The organism is Pseudomonas sp. HD6515 (genome assembly GCF_024971855.1).
Classification (GTDB): Bacteria; Pseudomonadota; Gammaproteobacteria; order Pseudomonadales; family Pseudomonadaceae; genus Aquipseudomonas; species Aquipseudomonas alloputida.
Map to the genome: position 1 here is coordinate 3,917,878 of NZ_CP079827.1, position 15,195 is coordinate 3,933,072.

The following is a 15,195-nucleotide window of genomic DNA, read 5'->3' on the forward strand; positions in this document are numbered from 1 at the left end:
TGTCAGTTCCGCCGGCCTGCGCGCCGGCTACGGTAAGTGTCGAGCACAACGGCGATGACGATCACCGCCCCGGTGATAATGCGTTTGGTCGGCTCGCTGGCGCCGATCTGCGCCAGCCCGGCGGCCAATACGGAAATGATCAGTACGCCAAAGAAGGTGCTGATGACCGAGCCACGCCCGCCCATCAGGCTGGTACCGCCGATCACGACGGCGGCAATGACCTGCAACTCCAGGCCAGACCCGGCGTTGGGGTCGGCGGCTTCCAGCCGCGAGATCTGGAACAGTGCGGCCAGGCCGGCGAGCAGGCCCATCAGGGCGAACACCAGCACTTTGTAAGGGCGCGGATCGATACCGGCCAGGCGCACGGCCTCTTCGTTGGTGCCGATACCGATCAGGTAACGGCCGAACACCGTGCGCGTCAGTACCAACTGGGCGAGCACGATCACCAGCAAGGCGATGATAAACGCTGGCGAAACACCAAAGGCGACCGGGTTGGAGAACCAGGCATAGGCGTCGCCGATATAGGCGGTGCGCGAGTCGGTGAACTGGTAGGCCAGGCCACGGGCCATCTCCAGCACACCAAGCGAGACGATGAACGACGGGATGCGCCAGGCTACGGTGACGCCACCGGTAATGCTGCCGGCCAATGCGGCCACAGCCATGCCCAGCAGCGCCGAGGGCAGCACGCCCCAGCCCCAGCCGAGTATCGCCACGCTCACCGTCGAGGCGGCCAGCGCCAGCACCGAGCCCACCGACAGGTCGATGCCGCCGATGATCAACACGAAGGTCATGCCCACCGCCAGCACCATCAGGTCCGGGATCTGGTTGGCCAGCGTGCTGAAGGTGCCATACGACCAGAAGTGGCTGCTGAGGAACGAGAACAGCACGATCATCGCCAGCAAGGCGCCAGCCAGGCCCAGGTAGGTGCCCAGGCCAAAGTAGGTACCGCTGCGGCGCACGGGGGCGGCTTCCTGGTTGTTGAGCGGGGTGGTTTTCATGCATCCATCCTGGGGGCTGCATCATGCAGCAACGCGTCACGTTTCTGATAACCGGCGAAGGCGGCGGCAAGCAACTGGTCCTGGCTCCAATGATCACGCGCGAAGGTGTCGATCAGGCGGCCGGCGGACAGCACGGCGATGCGGTCGCAAATCAGCATCAGTTCGCGCAGGTCACTGGACACCACCACCAAGGCCTTGCCTTGGCGCGCCAGCTCGGCCAGCAGGCCATAAATGTCGAACTTGGCGCCCACATCGATGCCACGCGTGGGCTCGTCGAACAGCAGCACCTGGCAATCGCGCTCCAGCCAGCGGCCGATCACCACTTTTTGCTGGTTACCGCCAGACAGCTCGCCCACCACCTGCTGCGCGCCGGCACTGCGAATGCGCATGGCCTGGATCTGGCGTTCGGCCAAGGCCTTTTCCGCTTCGCTATCGAGCACACCGGCGCGCGATACCGCGCCCAGGTTGCCCAACGCAATGTTGGCGCTGATCGACTGCGTCAACAGCAGGCCCTCGCCTTTGCGGTCTTCGGTTATCAGCGCGATACCGGCCCGCACTGCAGCCTTGGGCGAGTCGATGTTTACCGCCTGCGGCGGTTGGCCGAGCGCGATACCGCCGCTGTCGGCGCGATCGGCACCGTAGATCAGGCGCAACAGCTCGGTACGGCCGGCGCCGATCAGCCCGGAAATGCCAAAAATCTCCCCTGCCCTGACTTCGAACGACACCTCGCGCACCTTGTCGCCGCGGCACAACTTGTCGACCTTGAGCAGCGGTGCACCCATCTGCCGTCGGCCCAGGTCGATATGCTCGCCCAGCTCGCGGCCGACCATCAGGTTGACCAGCTCGGCGCTGCTGTAGCGCTGGATCGGCTCGTCGCACACCAGCTTGCCATCGCGCAGCACAACGATGCGTTGGGCTACCCGCTGCAACTCTTCCAGGCGATGCGAGATATAGACGATGGCCACGCCGCGCGCGCGCAGGCGCTCGATCTGGGTGAACAGCAACGCCACCTCGCGCGCAGTGAGCATGGCAGTGGGTTCGTCCAGGATCAGCACATGGCAGTCACCGATCAGGTTGCGGGCAATTTCGACCATTTGCTGATGGCCGATGCCCAGTTCACCGACAGGGGTGTCCGGGTCGATGGCGTCGAGCCCGACCCGAGCCATGGCGGCCGTTGCCAGCTGGCGCAGGCGCTTGTGGCTGATCCAGCCGAAACGGCTGGGCAGGTTGTCGAGAAACAGGTTTTCCGCGACGGTCAGCGTCGGCAGCAGGTTCAGTTCCTGCATGACCATGCGCACACCAAGGCGTTCGGCCTCGCTGCGGCTGCCGGGCGCGTAGGCCTGGCCACGGTAGGTCATGTGCCCGGTGGTGGGCACCTCCAGGCCGCTGATGAGCTTGGACAACGTACTCTTGCCCGCGCCGTTCTCGCCGGTCAGGGCCAGCACTTCGCCGGCGCGCAGGCTCAGGCTGACCTCGCCGAGCACGGGCTGGGCGTAGGTCTTGCCCAGGCCGCTGGCGGCAAGCACCACTTCATTGGCCGATGCAGGCATGGCCGATTCTCCTGGCAGCATCAGGGCTTCTTGGTGATGAGTTCGACCGGGGTCTGGATGACGTTGTCGGCATCCACATCAGGCTTTTCGCCCTTGACCATTTTCAGCGCCGCCTGAATGCCATACACCGCCTGCTGGCTGGCGGCCTGGTCGAGGGTGGCAAGCACGCGTCCATCGGCAAGCATTGGCTTGATGGCTTTGATGTTGTCGTAGCCCACCACTTGCACCTGGCCGGCCTTGCCAGCGGCACGCACGGCGGACACAGCGCCCAGGGCCATGCTGTCGTTGCCGGCCAGCAAGGCCTTCAGGTCGGGGTATTCGTTGAGCATGGAGGCGGCGACGGCGTTGCCTTTGTCGATCTCCCAATTGCCGCTTTGTACCGAGACGATGTTCATCTGCGCGGCGTCCATGGCGTCCTTGAAGCCGGCGGTACGCTGCTGGGCATTGGTGGTGGTCGGCACGCCTTCGATAATGCCCACCTGGTCGCCGGCCTTGAGCTTCTGGCTGGCCAGGTAATCGCCAACCAGGCGCGCGCCCTTGCGGTTGTCGGGGCCGACGAAGGGAACGCTGATGCCTTTGCTCTTGAGCAAGTCAGGGTCCAGACGGTTGTCGATGTTGATCACCACCACGCCCTGGTCCATGGCCTTCTTCACCGCCGACACAAGTGCTTTCGAGTCAGCCGGGGCAATCACCAGCGCCTTGGCGCCGGCATTGACCATCTGCTCGACGATGCGGATCTGCTCGCCAGTGTCGGTCTCGTTCTTGATGCCGTTGGCGATCAGGTCGAACTCGTCGGCGTGGGTTTTCTGGTAGTCCTTGGCGCCGTCTTCCATGGTGCGGAAGAACTCGTTGGCCAGCGACTTCATGACAAGGGCGACCTTGGGCTTGTCTTCAGCGTGGGCAGCAGACAATGGCAAGGCGAGGCTAAGCGAGGAAATGACAGCGAGGGCCAGCAGACGACCGGGGAACGGCAGCTTCATGAACGATGACTCCGAATCTTGTGTTTTTTATCGGATCGCAAACGTTTGCGTTGACCAACTATGGTAACAGGACCGTTGTTTGTCAAATCCGTTTGGCTGTCGGAGGCCAATGTGCTGCCGGGGCCGATTATGCAGGCTTTTCCGAAAACCCGAACACCTTTTCCTTTTTTTGTTCGGAATTACGAATGCAATGCCACCGTTTGCAGGCGCGGCTCGGTGCAACACCACACATTGCCGGGGCTGCTACGCGGCCCCTTGCAACGCAAGGCCGCTCCAACCCAGGCAACGCGTGGTGCCTTGGTACGAAAAATGCCTATAGCCCTGCGCGACTCAATAACTATCTCACTAGGAAGCGAGAACAATAACGATGAATGCCGCACTCAAAACCTTCGCCCCCAGCGCACTCGCCCTGCTGCTGATCCTGCCATCCAGCGCCTCGGCCAAAGAAGCCGAAACCCAACAGAAGCTGGCCAACGTGGTCATCCTCGCCACCGGCGGCACCATTGCCGGCGCCGGTGCCAGCGCAGCCAACAGCGCCACTTACCAGGCTGCCAAGCTGGGCGTCGACAAGCTCATCGCCGGCGTGCCAGAACTGGCCGACATCGCCAATGTACGTGGCGAGCAAGTCATGCAGATCGCCTCCGAGAGCATCAGCAATGACGACCTGCTGAAGCTGGGCAAGCGCGTCGCCGAGCTGGCCGAAAGCAAGGACGTGGACGGCATCGTCATCACCCATGGCACCGACACCCTCGAAGAAACCGCCTACTTCCTCAACCTGGTAGAGAAGACCGACAAGCCAATCGTGGTGGTCGGCTCGATGCGTCCGGGTACCGCCATGTCCGCCGACGGCATGCTCAACCTGTACAACGCCGTGGCCGTAGCCAGCGACAAGCAGTCGCGTGGCAAGGGCGTGCTGGTGACCATGAACGACGAGATCCAGTCCGGCCGCGATGTAAGCAAGGCGGTCAACATCAAGACCGAAGCCTTCAAGAGCGCCTGGGGCCCGATGGGCATGGTGGTGGAAGGCAAATCGTACTGGTTCCGCCTGCCGGCCAAGCGCCATACGGTCAATTCCGAGTTCGATATCAAGCAGATCAGCAGCCTGCCGCAGGTGGACATTGCCTATGGCTATGGCAACGTCACCGACACCGCCTACAAGGCGCTGGCACAGAACGGCGCCAAGGCGCTGATCCATGCCGGTACCGGCAACGGTTCGGTATCGTCGCGGGTAGTCCCGGCGCTGCAAGAACTGCGCAAGAACGGCGTGCAGATCATCCGCTCGTCGCATGTCAACCAGGGTGGTTTCGTACTGCGTAACGCCGAACAGCCGGATGACAAGAACGACTGGGTCGTGGCTCACGACCTGAACCCGCAGAAAGCGCGGATCCTGGCGATGGTGGCAATGACCAAGACCCAGGACAGCAAAGAGCTGCAACGCATCTTCTGGGAGTACTGATCAACCACCCATGGCCGGTGCCCCACATCACCGGCCATTCTTCCCTTCCAGATCAATCCCGCCCGGCCGCCATTCAACTGGGGCTCGCATCAGTGGGTTTCTTCTCTGGCTTGCGCAAGCGGCTCTATTTGTAATCTCTCGGATCAACGCCCCACTTCTTGAGTCGAGACGCCAAGGTTGTGGGCTTCAACCCCAGCAATTGCGCAGCACCACCCTCGCCGGAGACTTTCCCTGCTGTTCGTTTGAGCACAGAGATCGCATTCAGCTTCATCTGCCGCTCCCAGTCTTTGTCGGCAGTCGGCTCAGGCTGGCATTGTGCAATTGAAGATACAGGGCCACTGGACGGGCCGTTTGGCGCCAGAACCTCATGAAAGCTCACGCGACCGTCTCGGGAGACGATGGTCTGTCGCTCAATCACATTTTGAAGCTCGCGGATGTTGCCTGGCCAGGCGTACTGCTGAAGCACCGCGACTTGGGTCAGCGACATGCGAATGCCCGGCTTGTTAAACGCCAGGCTAGCCCTTTCAAGAAAATGGCTGGCGAGCAACGGAATGTCCTCAAGTCGCTCCCGCAGGGGCACCGAGCGTATAGGGAACACATTCAAGCGGAAGTATAAATCTTCCCGGAACGCCCCTCGGGCGACCATATCGCGCAGGTCACGGTTCGTTGCGGCGATAACTCGCACATCAACGGCCCTGGTGCGATTGTCGCCTACAGGCTCAAACTGGCGGTCCTGTAGAACACGGAGCAACTTGCTTTGTAGCTCCAGCGGAATCTCTCCCACCTCATCGAGAAACAAGGTACCTCCGTCCGCCAATTCAAAGCGACCCACTCGGTTGCTGACCGCTCCGGTGAAGGCCCCTTTGAGGTGGCCGAAGAACTCGCTCTCGAACAATTCACGGGGTACCGCGGCGCAATTGACCCGAATCAGAGGGCGGTCGCGCCGGGGGCTGCTGGCATGAATCGCGCGAGCCACAAGCTCTTTACCCGTGCCTGACTCGCCGGTGACCAACACGTTGGCGTCGGTAGCTGCGACCAGGTCAATCTGCTGTAACAGATGCTTGACCGCTGGGCTTTCGCCGACGATCTCGTGGTGATTGCCGTGGGCGTTGATTTCCTCCTGCAGGTATTGGTTTTCCATCTCCAGCCGAGTCTTCAACTGCTCTACTTCACTTAGCGCATCGCGCAGGCGCGCTTCAGTGCGCTGTCGTTCGCGGATGTCCCGAAACAACACCACCGCCCCCACCAGCCTTCCCATCTCGAAGATTGGAGTGCTGGTGTACTCGACGGCGATTGGTTCGCCGCTCTTGTGCCAGAACACCTCGTGGTCCACGCGATGAACTTGTCCATCGCTGAACGAAGCATGGATGGGGCACTGATTGACCTCGAACGCACGTCCGTCGCTATGGCTGTGGTGGAACAAATGGTGGGCATCCTGGCCAATCATGTCGATGGCACTCCACCCCAGAATACGCTCGGCGGCGGGGTTGATGAACGTGGTCTGGCCCCGGGTATCGAGCCCATAGATGCCCTCGCCAACTGCACCAAGAATCAGCCGGTTCTGCTGCTGGATGCGCTCGAACACCTGGCTGATCCGCTCCCACCCCACGTGGCCCAAACGGTGTTGGCGGCGCGCCTCAGCCCGGTTACGGCGCTGCTCCAAAAGGTCCCGGCGCTGCACCGCCAGTACAATTTTCCCGCCCTCAACCGCGCTAGCCGAAACCTCCACCGCTATTTGCCGCAGTTGCAGATCCACCAGCAGCAGGTCGTCCGACCACGCTTCGCCTTGAGTCAGCACCTCATCCGTAAAGCTCACCCACAGTGCGATTCCCCCTCGCAGAAAATGGCTAAAGGCATGACCGGAAAGCTCATTTGCGGCGCAGCCCAGTAAATCGAGCGCGGCGTTGTTGGCTTGCAGTACCCGATCATCTACCGGGTGGATTAACAGCATGGCAACGGCGGAGTCGGCAGCGACTCCGAGGGCGACGGCGTCTGTCACTGATGGATATCCTCGAACCGATTTTCACGACATTTCGTGAACAATATTACGACCGTTCGTGATTTACGAAATTTCGTAAATAAACCTCGCCATCAAACAAAAAATAACTCAATAAAATCATGCAGTTACAAAAAACAGGAGATTGGCACATCTCTCGCTATGGGTGTGTTCACCTTAAACCAAACTGCGGGAGCAGAAATAATGGACAAACTTGAAATGCATCACCTGATCATGGCCGCGAAAGCACGCAAGGGCCTGAGCTGGGATGATCTTGCCAACGCAGTGGGCAAGGCCCCGGTATGGCTTGCATCGGTCTGCTACGGCATGAATAGCGCGCCGCTGGAAGTGGCAACGCATCTTTGCGAGGTATTGGAGCTGGATGATCAAGTCGCCGCCACCTTAACCGCTTTCCCAGTCAAGGGCTGGGACAAGTCCATCCCTCAAGACCCGCTGATCTATCGACTATATGAAGTCGTGGGCGTCTATGGCCCGACCCTGAAAGACGTGATCCAGGAAAAATTTGGCGACGGCATCATGAGTGCCATCGACTTTTCCATGCATGTCGAGCGAATCGAAGACCTCAAAGGCGACCGGGTTCTGTTGACCCTCAATGGCAAGTTCTTGCCGTACCGTTCCTGGTAAACCCATCCAACCCTCGGCACCCCTCCAGGGGTGCCGCCTATTACCCGCAGTTGAGGGAGCCGCCATGTCTTATCTGCTACCCACCGATTTTGTCACCAAGATGCTCGATGCCGGCGCATCAAAGGTCCACATGTCCACTCGCGACACGCTGATCCGCAGCTATATGGCCGGGGCAATTCTGGCCCTGGCGGCCGTATTCGCAGTGACCATCGCAGTACAGACAGGCTCAGCCCTGCTAGGCGCAGTACTGTTTCCGGTTGGTTTTTCAATGCTCTACCTTATGGGCTTCGACCTGCTCACTGGGGTCTTCATGCTCACCCCGCTGGCATTACTGGACAAACGTCCCGGGGTCACCGTTAGGGGAATTCTGCGCAACTGGGGCCTGGTGTTCGTCGGCAACTTCGCCGGCGCCCTTACGGTCGCCTGCATGATGGCCTTCGTCTTTACCTATGGTTTCCATGCTTCCCCCGGCGCCGTGGGAGAGAAAATTGCCAGCATCGGTGAGGCCCGCACCCTGGGTTACGAGCAATACGGGCTGGCAGGCTGGTTGACGATCTTCCTGCGTGGCGTGCTGTGTAACTGGATGGTGTCGATGGGCGTGGTCGGCGCAATGATCTCCACCTCTGTGAGCGGCAAGGTGATCGCCATGTGGATGCCGATCATGCTGTTTTTCTTCATGGGCTTCGAGCACTCGGTCGTGAACATGTTCCTGTTCCCTTCCGCAATGATTATGGGCGGCGACTTCTCGCTCATGGACTACCTGGTGTGGAACGAAATCCCCACTGTACTGGGCAACCTGGTGGGCGGCCTGGCCTTCACAGGCCTGACGCTGTACGGCACCCACATCCGTACGGCCGCGAAGAAAGCCACCAGCGCAACAACCTGCTGAAGCGACAAAGAAGGCAGGCAGCCTCAGTCGCCGCCTGTCTCACTTCATACCCAGGACAAAAAAGAGGTTTTGCTTTGCACTGCTACTAACCCGAACATCGTTTACATTTCAGAACGGTGTCATGGCTTACAGACCAACGCTGGATTTCCCCTGACAAGCTGTTGCGAATTTACTTACAGTGAAATACTGTATGCACATACAGCAAAACAAGGAAACTCCTGTGTCCAGCACCGCCTCCGCCACCCCGAGCAGCTATGAACAGCTGGGTGTACGCATCCAGAAGATCATCAACAGCCCCACCGCCCAGCGCAGCCGTGCGGCGCTGATCTTCCGCCTGGAACAGGAAAGCCCGGATGACTGGGAGACCCTGCTTCAGGAGATCGCAGAAAACGACAACGTCACCCTCGCCCATCGCGACGATGGCGGTGTGCAGATTTTCTGGACCGTACCGAAGGAAGATTGACTGCGCATGAGAGTTTCGCTTTTCGCAGCAGCTTGCCTGTTACTGACCACTCCCCTTGTTCAAGCCGACGCCCCGCGCACCTTCCAGGAGGCCAAGAAGGTCGCCTGGAAGCTCTATGCGCCGCAATCAACCGAGTTTTATTGCGGCTGTAAATACAAAGGCAACAAGGTCGACCTGGCATCTTGCGGCTATACCCCACGCAAGAACGCCCAGCGCGCGTCGCGCATCGAGTGGGAGCACATCGTACCCGCCTGGCAGATCGGCCATCAGCGCCAGTGCTGGCAGAGCGGCGGGCGCAAGCAGTGCTCGCAGCATGACGAAGTGTACCAACGCGCCGAAGCCGACCTGCACAACCTGGTGCCAAGCATCGGCGAGGTCAACGGCGACCGCAGCAACTTCAGCTTCGGCTGGCTACCAGAACAAAGCGGCCAGTATGGCCGCTGCCTGACCCAGGTCGACTTCAAGGCCAAGAAGGTGATGCCGCGCCCGTCGATCCGCGGCATGATCGCCCGCACCTACTTCTACATGAGCAAGCAGTACAACCTGCGCCTGTCCAAACAGGACCGCCAGCTGTTCGAAGCCTGGAACAAGACCTACCCGCCGCAAGCCTGGGAGCAGCAACGCAACCAACAGGTCGCCTGCGTGATGGGGCGAGGAAACGCGTTCGTGGGGCCGGTCAACCTCAAGGCGTGCGGTTGATCCTCAGGCCAGCGCCTGTAAATAGGCACTGGCTTGGCGATAACGGGCCAGCCGCGCCAGGTCGGCGGGGCCCGGGCAAGGGATGCGCGAGAGGTCGCTGTTGTCGGCCAGATCAGCCAGCTTGACGGTGCGCGCCAACGGGTCTTCGCCCAGGCGCACCACGAAATCCTGGTAAGGCTCGCCTTCGCGGCGGCTAAGCGCCAGCAACGCAGCCAGGATTTTCAGCGCGAAGCCCTCACGCGCCAGGTCGGACAGGGTCAGCGGGGTGTCTTCGATCACATCGTGAAGCACCGCCACAATCCGCTGCTCAGGTGTGGAAACCCGCATCATCACGCGTAACGGGTGGAGGATATAAGCAGCCCCACCCTTATCGTATTGCCCTTCATGCGCCCTGGCGGCCACGGCAATGGCCCGCTCCAGTGTAGACATGAGGCCCTCCCCGTTTGGCATCTCCCAACCCAAGCATAGCCAAACTTGTGTGAACAGCGCCTGACACAAGCCTTGGCCGCGGCGCCACTGTACTGGCTTAGGCTCTGTACGATAAGCCTTGATACTTGGTCATGCTGCGTCTCAAGACTTCTCGAACAGACCCTAGCGTGCTGCGCCGTGCTGGATGACCACCGAATCGGTACCCAGCTTGGCCATCACTTCGTCCCTGCGCGCTTGCGCTTCTTCGCGGGTGGGGAACGGCCCCATCAGCACCACCGGCTTGCCGTCACGGTACTCCACCGAAGAGGGGATGCCCTTTTCGATCAGGCGCGCCGTCATATCGCTGAGTGCGCCCATGTTGGCGCCCTGTACCACTTCCACATCCCACCCCTGGGGCGCCGGCTGGTCTGCCAGCGCCTCGGCACGGCGCTGCAGGTCGGCTCCGCCGCAGAGTTCACGGATACGCAGGTTGTTGCCGGTATCGTCAACGATGATGTCGTACTGGCCATCGCGCTTGATCGCCACGTAGCTGCGGTAGGCTTCGTACTGCCCGGCATCGTCCTTGCCGCGGACCTGACCGCAGATGGTGCCCTGGGTGTCGATCCGCACGTTGCCGAACTTGGCGGTCTTGGGGTTATGCAGGTGTTCGGCCACCTGCTTGTGCACGCCTTCGACCTCGTTCTCACAGCCCGCCAGGGCGAGCACTGCCATTACCACAGCCAGTTTGCGCACGCGTGTACCTCCAGATTCGAAGGGGCGGATTCTAGCACGCCGGGTATGCCCCGAACCGCGACCAAACGTTACACGCTGCTTCGGGCGCAAATGCAAAAAGGGCGATCATTTCTGATCGCCCTTTTTCGATTTGGTAGGCACAATTGGACTCGAACCAACGACCCCCACCATGTCAAGGTGGTGCTCTAACCAACTGAGCTATGTGCCTGTCGTGTGGTGCGCATATTAGTGGCCCGATGCGTACCTGTAAAGCTTTTTTTTGAGAAAAATCAAAAACTTTCGAATGAAAGCGCTTTGCGTCCATGCCGCGGTATTCCCGCTCGCGCGGCAATGGACAATGAAAAAAGGGGTGACCCTTTCGGATCACCCCTTTTTCGATTTGGTAGGCACAATTGGACTCGAACCAACGACCCCCACCATGTCAAGGTGGTGCTCTAACCAACTGAGCTATGTGCCTGTCGTGTGGTGCGCATTCTACGCATTACAAAAACCCTGTCAACACTTTTTTTCGCGCTAACCTACTGAATCTTAAACTCTTTATAGAGAGGCTGACTGAGGGGGGCCCCGTAAAGGATTTTCACCAGACGACTAGCGGGTGTTTATTATTATTGATAGCATCGGTACATTCGTTAAAAATATAAAACACGAGGTTCCTGCAGCATGGCTAACACCCCCTACCCCCAGTCCTACTACGCCGCCTCGGCCAACCCGGTGCCGCCACGTCCGGCGCTGCAGGGTGAGGTGGAAACCGATGTGTGCATCATCGGTGCCGGCTACACCGGCCTGTCCAGCGCCCTGTTCCTTCTGGAGAACGGCTTCAAGGTGAGCATCGTCGAAGCGGCCAAGGTCGGCTTCGGCGCATCGGGCCGCAACGGCGGCCAGATCGTCAACAGCTACAGCCGCGACATTGATGTCATCGAACGCACCGTCGGCCCCAAGCAGGCACAACTGCTGGGCCACATGGCCTTCGAGGGCGGGCGCATCATTCGTGAACGCGTGGCCAAGTACAACATTCAGTGCGACCTGAAAGATGGTGGCGTATTCGCTGCCCTTACCAGCAAGCAGATGGGTCACCTGGAATCGCAAAAGCGCCTGTGGGAACGCTTTGGCCATAATCAGCTGGAGCTGATGGACCAGAAGCGCATCCGCGAAGTGGTTGCCTGCGACAGCTACATCGGCGGCATGCTCGACATGAGCGGCGGCCACATCCACCCGCTGAACCTGGCCCTGGGTGAAGCTGCCGCGGTCGAGTCGCTGGGTGGCATCATCTATGAGCAAACCCCGGCCGTGCGCATCGAACGTGGTGCCAACCCGGTCGTGCATACCCCGCAGGGCAAGGTCCGCGCCAAGTTCATCATCGTTGCCGGCAACGCCTACCTGGGCAACCTGGTGCCCGAGCTGGCCGCCAAGTCCATGCCATGCGGCACGCAGGTGATCACCACCGAGCCACTGGGCGAAGAACTGGCCCGCACCCTGCTGCCGCAGGACTACTGCGTCGAGGACTGCAACTACCTGCTCGACTACTACCGCCTGACCAGCGACAAGCGCCTGATTTTCGGTGGCGGCGTGGTGTACGGCGCGCGTGACCCGGCCAACATCGAGGCGATCATCCGCCCGAAAATGCTCAAGGCCTTCCCGCAGCTGAAGAACGTGAAGATCGACTACGCCTGGACCGGTAACTTCCTGCTGACCTTGTCGCGCCTGCCACAGGTTGGCCGGATTGGCGACAACATCTACTACTCGCAGGGTTGCTCGGGCCACGGCGTGACCTACACCCACCTGGCGGGCAAGGTACTGGCCGAGGCCCTGCGTGGCCAGGCCGAGCGTTTCGACGCCTTTGCTGGCCTGCCGCACTACCCGTTCCCAGGTGGCCAGATGCTGCGTGTACCGTTCAGCGCCATCGGTGCCTGGTACTACAGCCTGCGCGATCGCCTGGGCTTCTGATTCAGGCAGGCCTGGCCTTTTCGCCGGCAAACCTGCGCCCACACGGACTGTGCAATAAGCACAAATCCTGTGGGCGCGGGCTTGCCGGCGAAGAGGCCGGCACAGGCAACGCTATTCGTTCAGGCTATTGACCGCCTGCTTCGCCGCAATCTCTTGCCCCGCCTTGGCCAATTCATCCGCAGCATGCAACCACCGCTGGCGATCAACCTGAGCCGGCAGTTGCCGAGGTGGTTGCACCAGCACCGCCCAACTCCCCTGCTTCTCCCATGCCGATGCAAATTCATCGAATGCCATCACCTGCCGCCGGTGCATGCCCGAGCGCAGCAGCACCCGCTGCTTGTAACGGTCATACCCCATCAACACCGCATAGCGCGGCTCGCTCCACCAGGCCGAACCGTCCTCGTAACGCAGCAGCACCGGGTTGCCCGCTGCCACCTGGGTCAGCAGCGCGTCCAGTTGCTTGTCCAGCGGGTACACCACCCTACCGTAGTCCCGCGCCACACGGGGAATAGCGGTATCCAGCGTTTCGGCGCCCTGAGGCAGGTTGAGCGGCTTATCCAGCAAGCCCGGCGTAATAGGCGCCCCCTGCTGCGACAGCACTGCCGCCAGCGCCATGGCCCCGCTGTGGTTGGCGTTGCCACGGTAGAACGGCACGCTGCTGATCTCGACTCGCTGCGGCAGGCCCTTGAGGTTGCCGGGCGGTGCGCTGGCGCAGCCGGCCAGGGTGGCAGCCAGCAGGCAGGCAGCCAGTAGCCGCCGGGGGGCAGCCTTGAAGGAATCTTGCTCCATGGACACTCGCTTGTTCCAACGCCAGGCAGGCAGCGCCCGGCTCTGGCCACCGATCATAGGTCCGACAGCGGCGCGGGTATAGTCCGACAGCGCCTTGGAGCGAATCGGCCCTAGAGATAGACCATTGTTCGATGGAACGTCACAGACGAAGGGCTAGACTAAAGCAGTGTCTGGAAGGTAAACGCGGCCCAATCAAGCGCTTGCCGCAAAGATGGAGGCACAGATGAGCCTGACCATGGCAATTCTCATGCTGGTAGGCATGTGGCTGAGCGTCGCAGCCGCCATGCTGTGGGGTGTACTGCGTATCGTGCGGCGTCATGCACACCACCTGCCACCGCAGGCACCCGCCAAGCCACAGCCAGTAAGACGGCCGCGGCGGCATGCCGGGGTGAGCTAACCTCAGGATTTCCCGAAGCCCACTGACTGACAAGCCCGCTGCACAGGTATTCGCATTGCCAGTGCCACGCGAATACCTATGCAGCGGGCTTGTCCGCAAGAGGGGCGCGAGGCGCCCCTTTTTACATCAACCTTCAGCCGCCTCACGCTTCAGACGCGCTCGGCGGGCCAGGATGTTGAGGACCTCGATAGCCGTCGAGAACGCCATGGCCGCATACACATAGCCCTTGGGTACATGGGCGCCAAAGCCTTCGGCGATCAGCGTCATGCCGATCATGATGAGGAAGCCCAGCGCCAGCATGACCACGGTCGGGTTGTCGTTGATGAAGTTGGCCAGCGGGTCGGCGGCCACCATCATCACGATCACAGCCGTGATAACGGCGATAATCATGATGGGCAGGTGCTCGGTCATGCCCACGGCGGTGATGATGCTGTCGACCGAGAAGACGATGTCCAGCAGCAGGATCTGGAAGATCGCCGCAGCAAAGCCCAGGGTCACCGTGGAGGAGACTTTGGCTTCCTCCTTGGCGCCATGCGGGTCGACGTTTTCGTGAATTTCCTTGGTCGCCTTCCACAGCAAGAACAAACCACCGGCAATCAGAATCACATCCTTCCACGAGAAGGCGTTGCCGAACACTTCGAACACCGGGTCGGTCAACTGGACGATCCAGGCCACGGTGCTGAGCAAGGCCAGCCGCATGACCAAGGCCATGCTGATACCGATACGCCGCGCCTTGGAGCGGTACTCCACCGGCAGTTTGTTGGTCAGGATCGAGATGAAGATCAGGTTGTCGATGCCCAGTACAACTTCCATGGCCACCAGCGTAGCCAGGGCAACCCAGGCGGTAGGGCTAGCGGCGAGTTCCAGCAAATATTCCATTGTTCAAATCCTGCAGCAGCGGTTGGGGTCAGATTTCCTGGGTTTCTTCTTTCTTCTCGGCATCCTTGGGCTTCTGCCCTTCGCCGCCGATGGCTTCGCTCAGCGCCTGCTGGGCAGCCTTGTTGGTGTCGTCGATGGCCTGCTTGGCCGACTGCGCGGCCTGGTCGAGCATCTGCTGGGCGGATTTCTCGGCCTGGTCGCAGCCTGCCAGGGTGAACAGGGCCAAAGCCAGCACCAATGGGGTGCCAATGGATTTGAGTTGCAGCATGGTGTCCTCGCTTGAAATAACCCGGCGGCGCATGGCGCCTGATAGCCGTGCATTCTAGAGACGGCAATAGTTCAGGAAAAT

At 60.8% G+C, this 15,195-nt stretch carries 16 protein-coding genes and 2 tRNA genes; 7 read left to right on the forward strand and 11 right to left on the reverse strand.

Going from position 1 to position 15,195, the window contains the following annotated elements:
- Positions 1-2: 2 nt before the first annotated feature.
- Genes KW568_RS18220 through KW568_RS18230 form a run of 3 tightly spaced genes read right to left on the reverse strand, consistent with a single transcriptional unit; the run spans position 3 to position 3,528 of the window.
- Entirely contained in the window at positions 3-998 is a 996-nt protein-coding gene (locus KW568_RS18220) for an ABC transporter permease (RefSeq protein ID WP_003250639.1), read from the reverse strand.
- Positions 995-2,548, reverse strand: a complete 1,554-nt coding sequence (locus KW568_RS18225; protein WP_003250637.1) for a sugar ABC transporter ATP-binding protein — start codon at positions 2,546-2,548, stop codon at positions 995-997. Before KW568_RS18225 ends, KW568_RS18220 begins: the two co-directional genes overlap by 4 nt.
- 20 nt (positions 2,549-2,568) lie before the next feature.
- Positions 2,569-3,528 (reverse strand): sugar ABC transporter substrate-binding protein, encoded by a 960-nt coding sequence (locus KW568_RS18230; RefSeq protein WP_004574327.1) that lies wholly within the window; start codon positions 3,526-3,528, stop codon positions 2,569-2,571.
- A gap of 367 nt (positions 3,529-3,895) precedes the next feature.
- Between KW568_RS18230 and KW568_RS18235 the strand changes: the two genes are divergently transcribed.
- Complete coding sequence (locus KW568_RS18235; RefSeq protein WP_003250634.1) at positions 3,896-4,984, forward strand: asparaginase; 1,089 nt, start codon at positions 3,896-3,898, stop codon at positions 4,982-4,984.
- 124 nt (positions 4,985-5,108) lie between these two features.
- Here KW568_RS18235 and KW568_RS18240 read toward each other — a convergent pair whose 3' ends face one another.
- Entirely contained in the window at positions 5,109-6,983 is a 1,875-nt protein-coding gene (locus tag KW568_RS18240; RefSeq protein WP_003250632.1) for a sigma 54-interacting transcriptional regulator, read from the reverse strand.
- A 201-nt stretch (positions 6,984-7,184) separates the two neighbouring features.
- Between KW568_RS18240 and cynS the strand changes: the two genes are divergently transcribed.
- The 4 genes from cynS to KW568_RS18260 all read left to right on the forward strand — a co-directional run bounded on the left by cynS (position 7,185) and on the right by KW568_RS18260 (position 9,676).
- The gene (gene cynS / locus KW568_RS18245) at positions 7,185-7,625 is read left to right on the forward strand and encodes a cyanase (protein WP_004574328.1); all 441 of its coding nucleotides are present in this window, start codon (positions 7,185-7,187) and stop codon (positions 7,623-7,625) included.
- A gap of 64 nt (positions 7,626-7,689) precedes the next feature.
- Complete coding sequence (locus KW568_RS18250) at positions 7,690-8,514, forward strand: formate/nitrite transporter family protein (RefSeq protein WP_004574329.1); 825 nt, start codon at positions 7,690-7,692, stop codon at positions 8,512-8,514.
- Between the two features lie 220 nt (positions 8,515-8,734).
- Positions 8,735-8,977, forward strand: a complete 243-nt coding sequence (locus KW568_RS18255; RefSeq protein ID WP_004574330.1) for a DUF1654 domain-containing protein — start codon at positions 8,735-8,737, stop codon at positions 8,975-8,977.
- 6 nt (positions 8,978-8,983) lie between these two features.
- Positions 8,984-9,676 carry an endonuclease gene (locus tag KW568_RS18260; protein ID WP_004574331.1) on the forward strand — a complete coding sequence of 231 codons (693 nt, stop codon included), beginning with the start codon at positions 8,984-8,986 and terminating at the stop codon, positions 9,674-9,676.
- A gap of 3 nt (positions 9,677-9,679) precedes the next feature.
- On the opposite strand, the gene KW568_RS18265 is transcribed toward KW568_RS18260, so the two are convergent.
- The 4 genes from KW568_RS18265 to KW568_RS18280 form a co-directional block, all read right to left on the reverse strand.
- Positions 9,680-10,105, reverse strand: a complete 426-nt coding sequence (locus KW568_RS18265) for a hypothetical protein (protein WP_003250560.1) — start codon at positions 10,103-10,105, stop codon at positions 9,680-9,682.
- Between the two features lie 162 nt (positions 10,106-10,267).
- Positions 10,268-10,837 (reverse strand): SPOR domain-containing protein, encoded by a 570-nt coding sequence (locus KW568_RS18270; protein WP_003250559.1) that lies wholly within the window; start codon positions 10,835-10,837, stop codon positions 10,268-10,270.
- A 131-nt stretch (positions 10,838-10,968) separates the two neighbouring features.
- Positions 10,969-11,045 (reverse strand) — tRNA-Val (locus KW568_RS18275).
- A 172-nt stretch (positions 11,046-11,217) separates the two neighbouring features.
- Positions 11,218-11,294, reverse strand: a tRNA-Val gene (locus KW568_RS18280).
- Between the two features lie 203 nt (positions 11,295-11,497).
- On the opposite strand from KW568_RS18280, the gene KW568_RS18285 reads away from it, so the two are divergent.
- The gene (locus KW568_RS18285; RefSeq protein ID WP_003250557.1) at positions 11,498-12,781 is read left to right on the forward strand and encodes an FAD-binding oxidoreductase; all 1,284 of its coding nucleotides are present in this window, start codon (positions 11,498-11,500) and stop codon (positions 12,779-12,781) included.
- A 111-nt stretch (positions 12,782-12,892) separates the two neighbouring features.
- Here the strand turns inward: KW568_RS18285 and KW568_RS18290 are convergent, their stop codons facing one another.
- Positions 12,893-13,627, reverse strand: coding sequence for a peptidase C39 family protein (locus KW568_RS18290; protein WP_004573702.1), 735 nt, complete (start codon positions 13,625-13,627; stop codon positions 12,893-12,895).
- A gap of 166 nt (positions 13,628-13,793) precedes the next feature.
- On the opposite strand from KW568_RS18290, the gene KW568_RS18295 reads away from it, so the two are divergent.
- Positions 13,794-13,967 carry a hypothetical protein gene (locus KW568_RS18295; protein ID WP_003250553.1) on the forward strand — a complete coding sequence of 58 codons (174 nt, stop codon included), beginning with the start codon at positions 13,794-13,796 and terminating at the stop codon, positions 13,965-13,967.
- Between the two features lie 126 nt (positions 13,968-14,093).
- Here the strand turns inward: KW568_RS18295 and KW568_RS18300 are convergent, their stop codons facing one another.
- Positions 14,094-14,846, reverse strand: a complete 753-nt coding sequence (locus KW568_RS18300) for a TerC family protein (RefSeq protein WP_003250551.1) — start codon at positions 14,844-14,846, stop codon at positions 14,094-14,096.
- Positions 14,847-14,874: 28 nt separating this feature from the next.
- Positions 14,875-15,114, reverse strand: coding sequence for a hypothetical protein (locus KW568_RS18305; RefSeq protein ID WP_003250549.1), 240 nt, complete (start codon positions 15,112-15,114; stop codon positions 14,875-14,877).
- Positions 15,115-15,195 lie beyond the last annotated feature (81 nt).

What these genes read in the sequence shown, in the direction of transcription:
- KW568_RS18220 (WP_003250639.1), bottom strand. Translation starts at nt 998, where the DNA reads ATGAAAACCACCCCGCTCAACAACCAGGAAGCCGCCCCCGTGCGCCGC.
- KW568_RS18225 (WP_003250637.1), bottom strand. Translation starts at nt 2,548, where the DNA reads ATGCCTGCATCGGCCAATGAAGTGGTGCTTGCCGCCAGCGGCCTGGGC.
- KW568_RS18230 (WP_004574327.1), bottom strand. Translation starts at nt 3,528, where the DNA reads ATGAAGCTGCCGTTCCCCGGTCGTCTGCTGGCCCTCGCTGTCATTTCC.
- KW568_RS18235 (WP_003250634.1), top strand. Translation starts at nt 3,896, where the DNA reads ATGAATGCCGCACTCAAAACCTTCGCCCCCAGCGCACTCGCCCTGCTG.
- cynS (WP_004574328.1), top strand. Translation starts at nt 7,185, where the DNA reads ATGGACAAACTTGAAATGCATCACCTGATCATGGCCGCGAAAGCACGC.
- KW568_RS18250 (WP_004574329.1), top strand. Translation starts at nt 7,690, where the DNA reads ATGTCTTATCTGCTACCCACCGATTTTGTCACCAAGATGCTCGATGCC.
- KW568_RS18260 (WP_004574331.1), top strand. Translation starts at nt 8,984, where the DNA reads ATGAGAGTTTCGCTTTTCGCAGCAGCTTGCCTGTTACTGACCACTCCC.
- KW568_RS18265 (WP_003250560.1), bottom strand. Translation starts at nt 10,105, where the DNA reads ATGTCTACACTGGAGCGGGCCATTGCCGTGGCCGCCAGGGCGCATGAA.
- KW568_RS18285 (WP_003250557.1), top strand. Translation starts at nt 11,498, where the DNA reads ATGGCTAACACCCCCTACCCCCAGTCCTACTACGCCGCCTCGGCCAAC.
- KW568_RS18290 (WP_004573702.1), bottom strand. Translation starts at nt 13,627, where the DNA reads ATGATCGGTGGCCAGAGCCGGGCGCTGCCTGCCTGGCGTTGGAACAAG.
- KW568_RS18295 (WP_003250553.1), top strand. Translation starts at nt 13,794, where the DNA reads ATGAGCCTGACCATGGCAATTCTCATGCTGGTAGGCATGTGGCTGAGC.
- KW568_RS18300 (WP_003250551.1), bottom strand. Translation starts at nt 14,846, where the DNA reads ATGGAATATTTGCTGGAACTCGCCGCTAGCCCTACCGCCTGGGTTGCC.
- KW568_RS18305 (WP_003250549.1), bottom strand. Translation starts at nt 15,114, where the DNA reads ATGCTGCAACTCAAATCCATTGGCACCCCATTGGTGCTGGCTTTGGCC.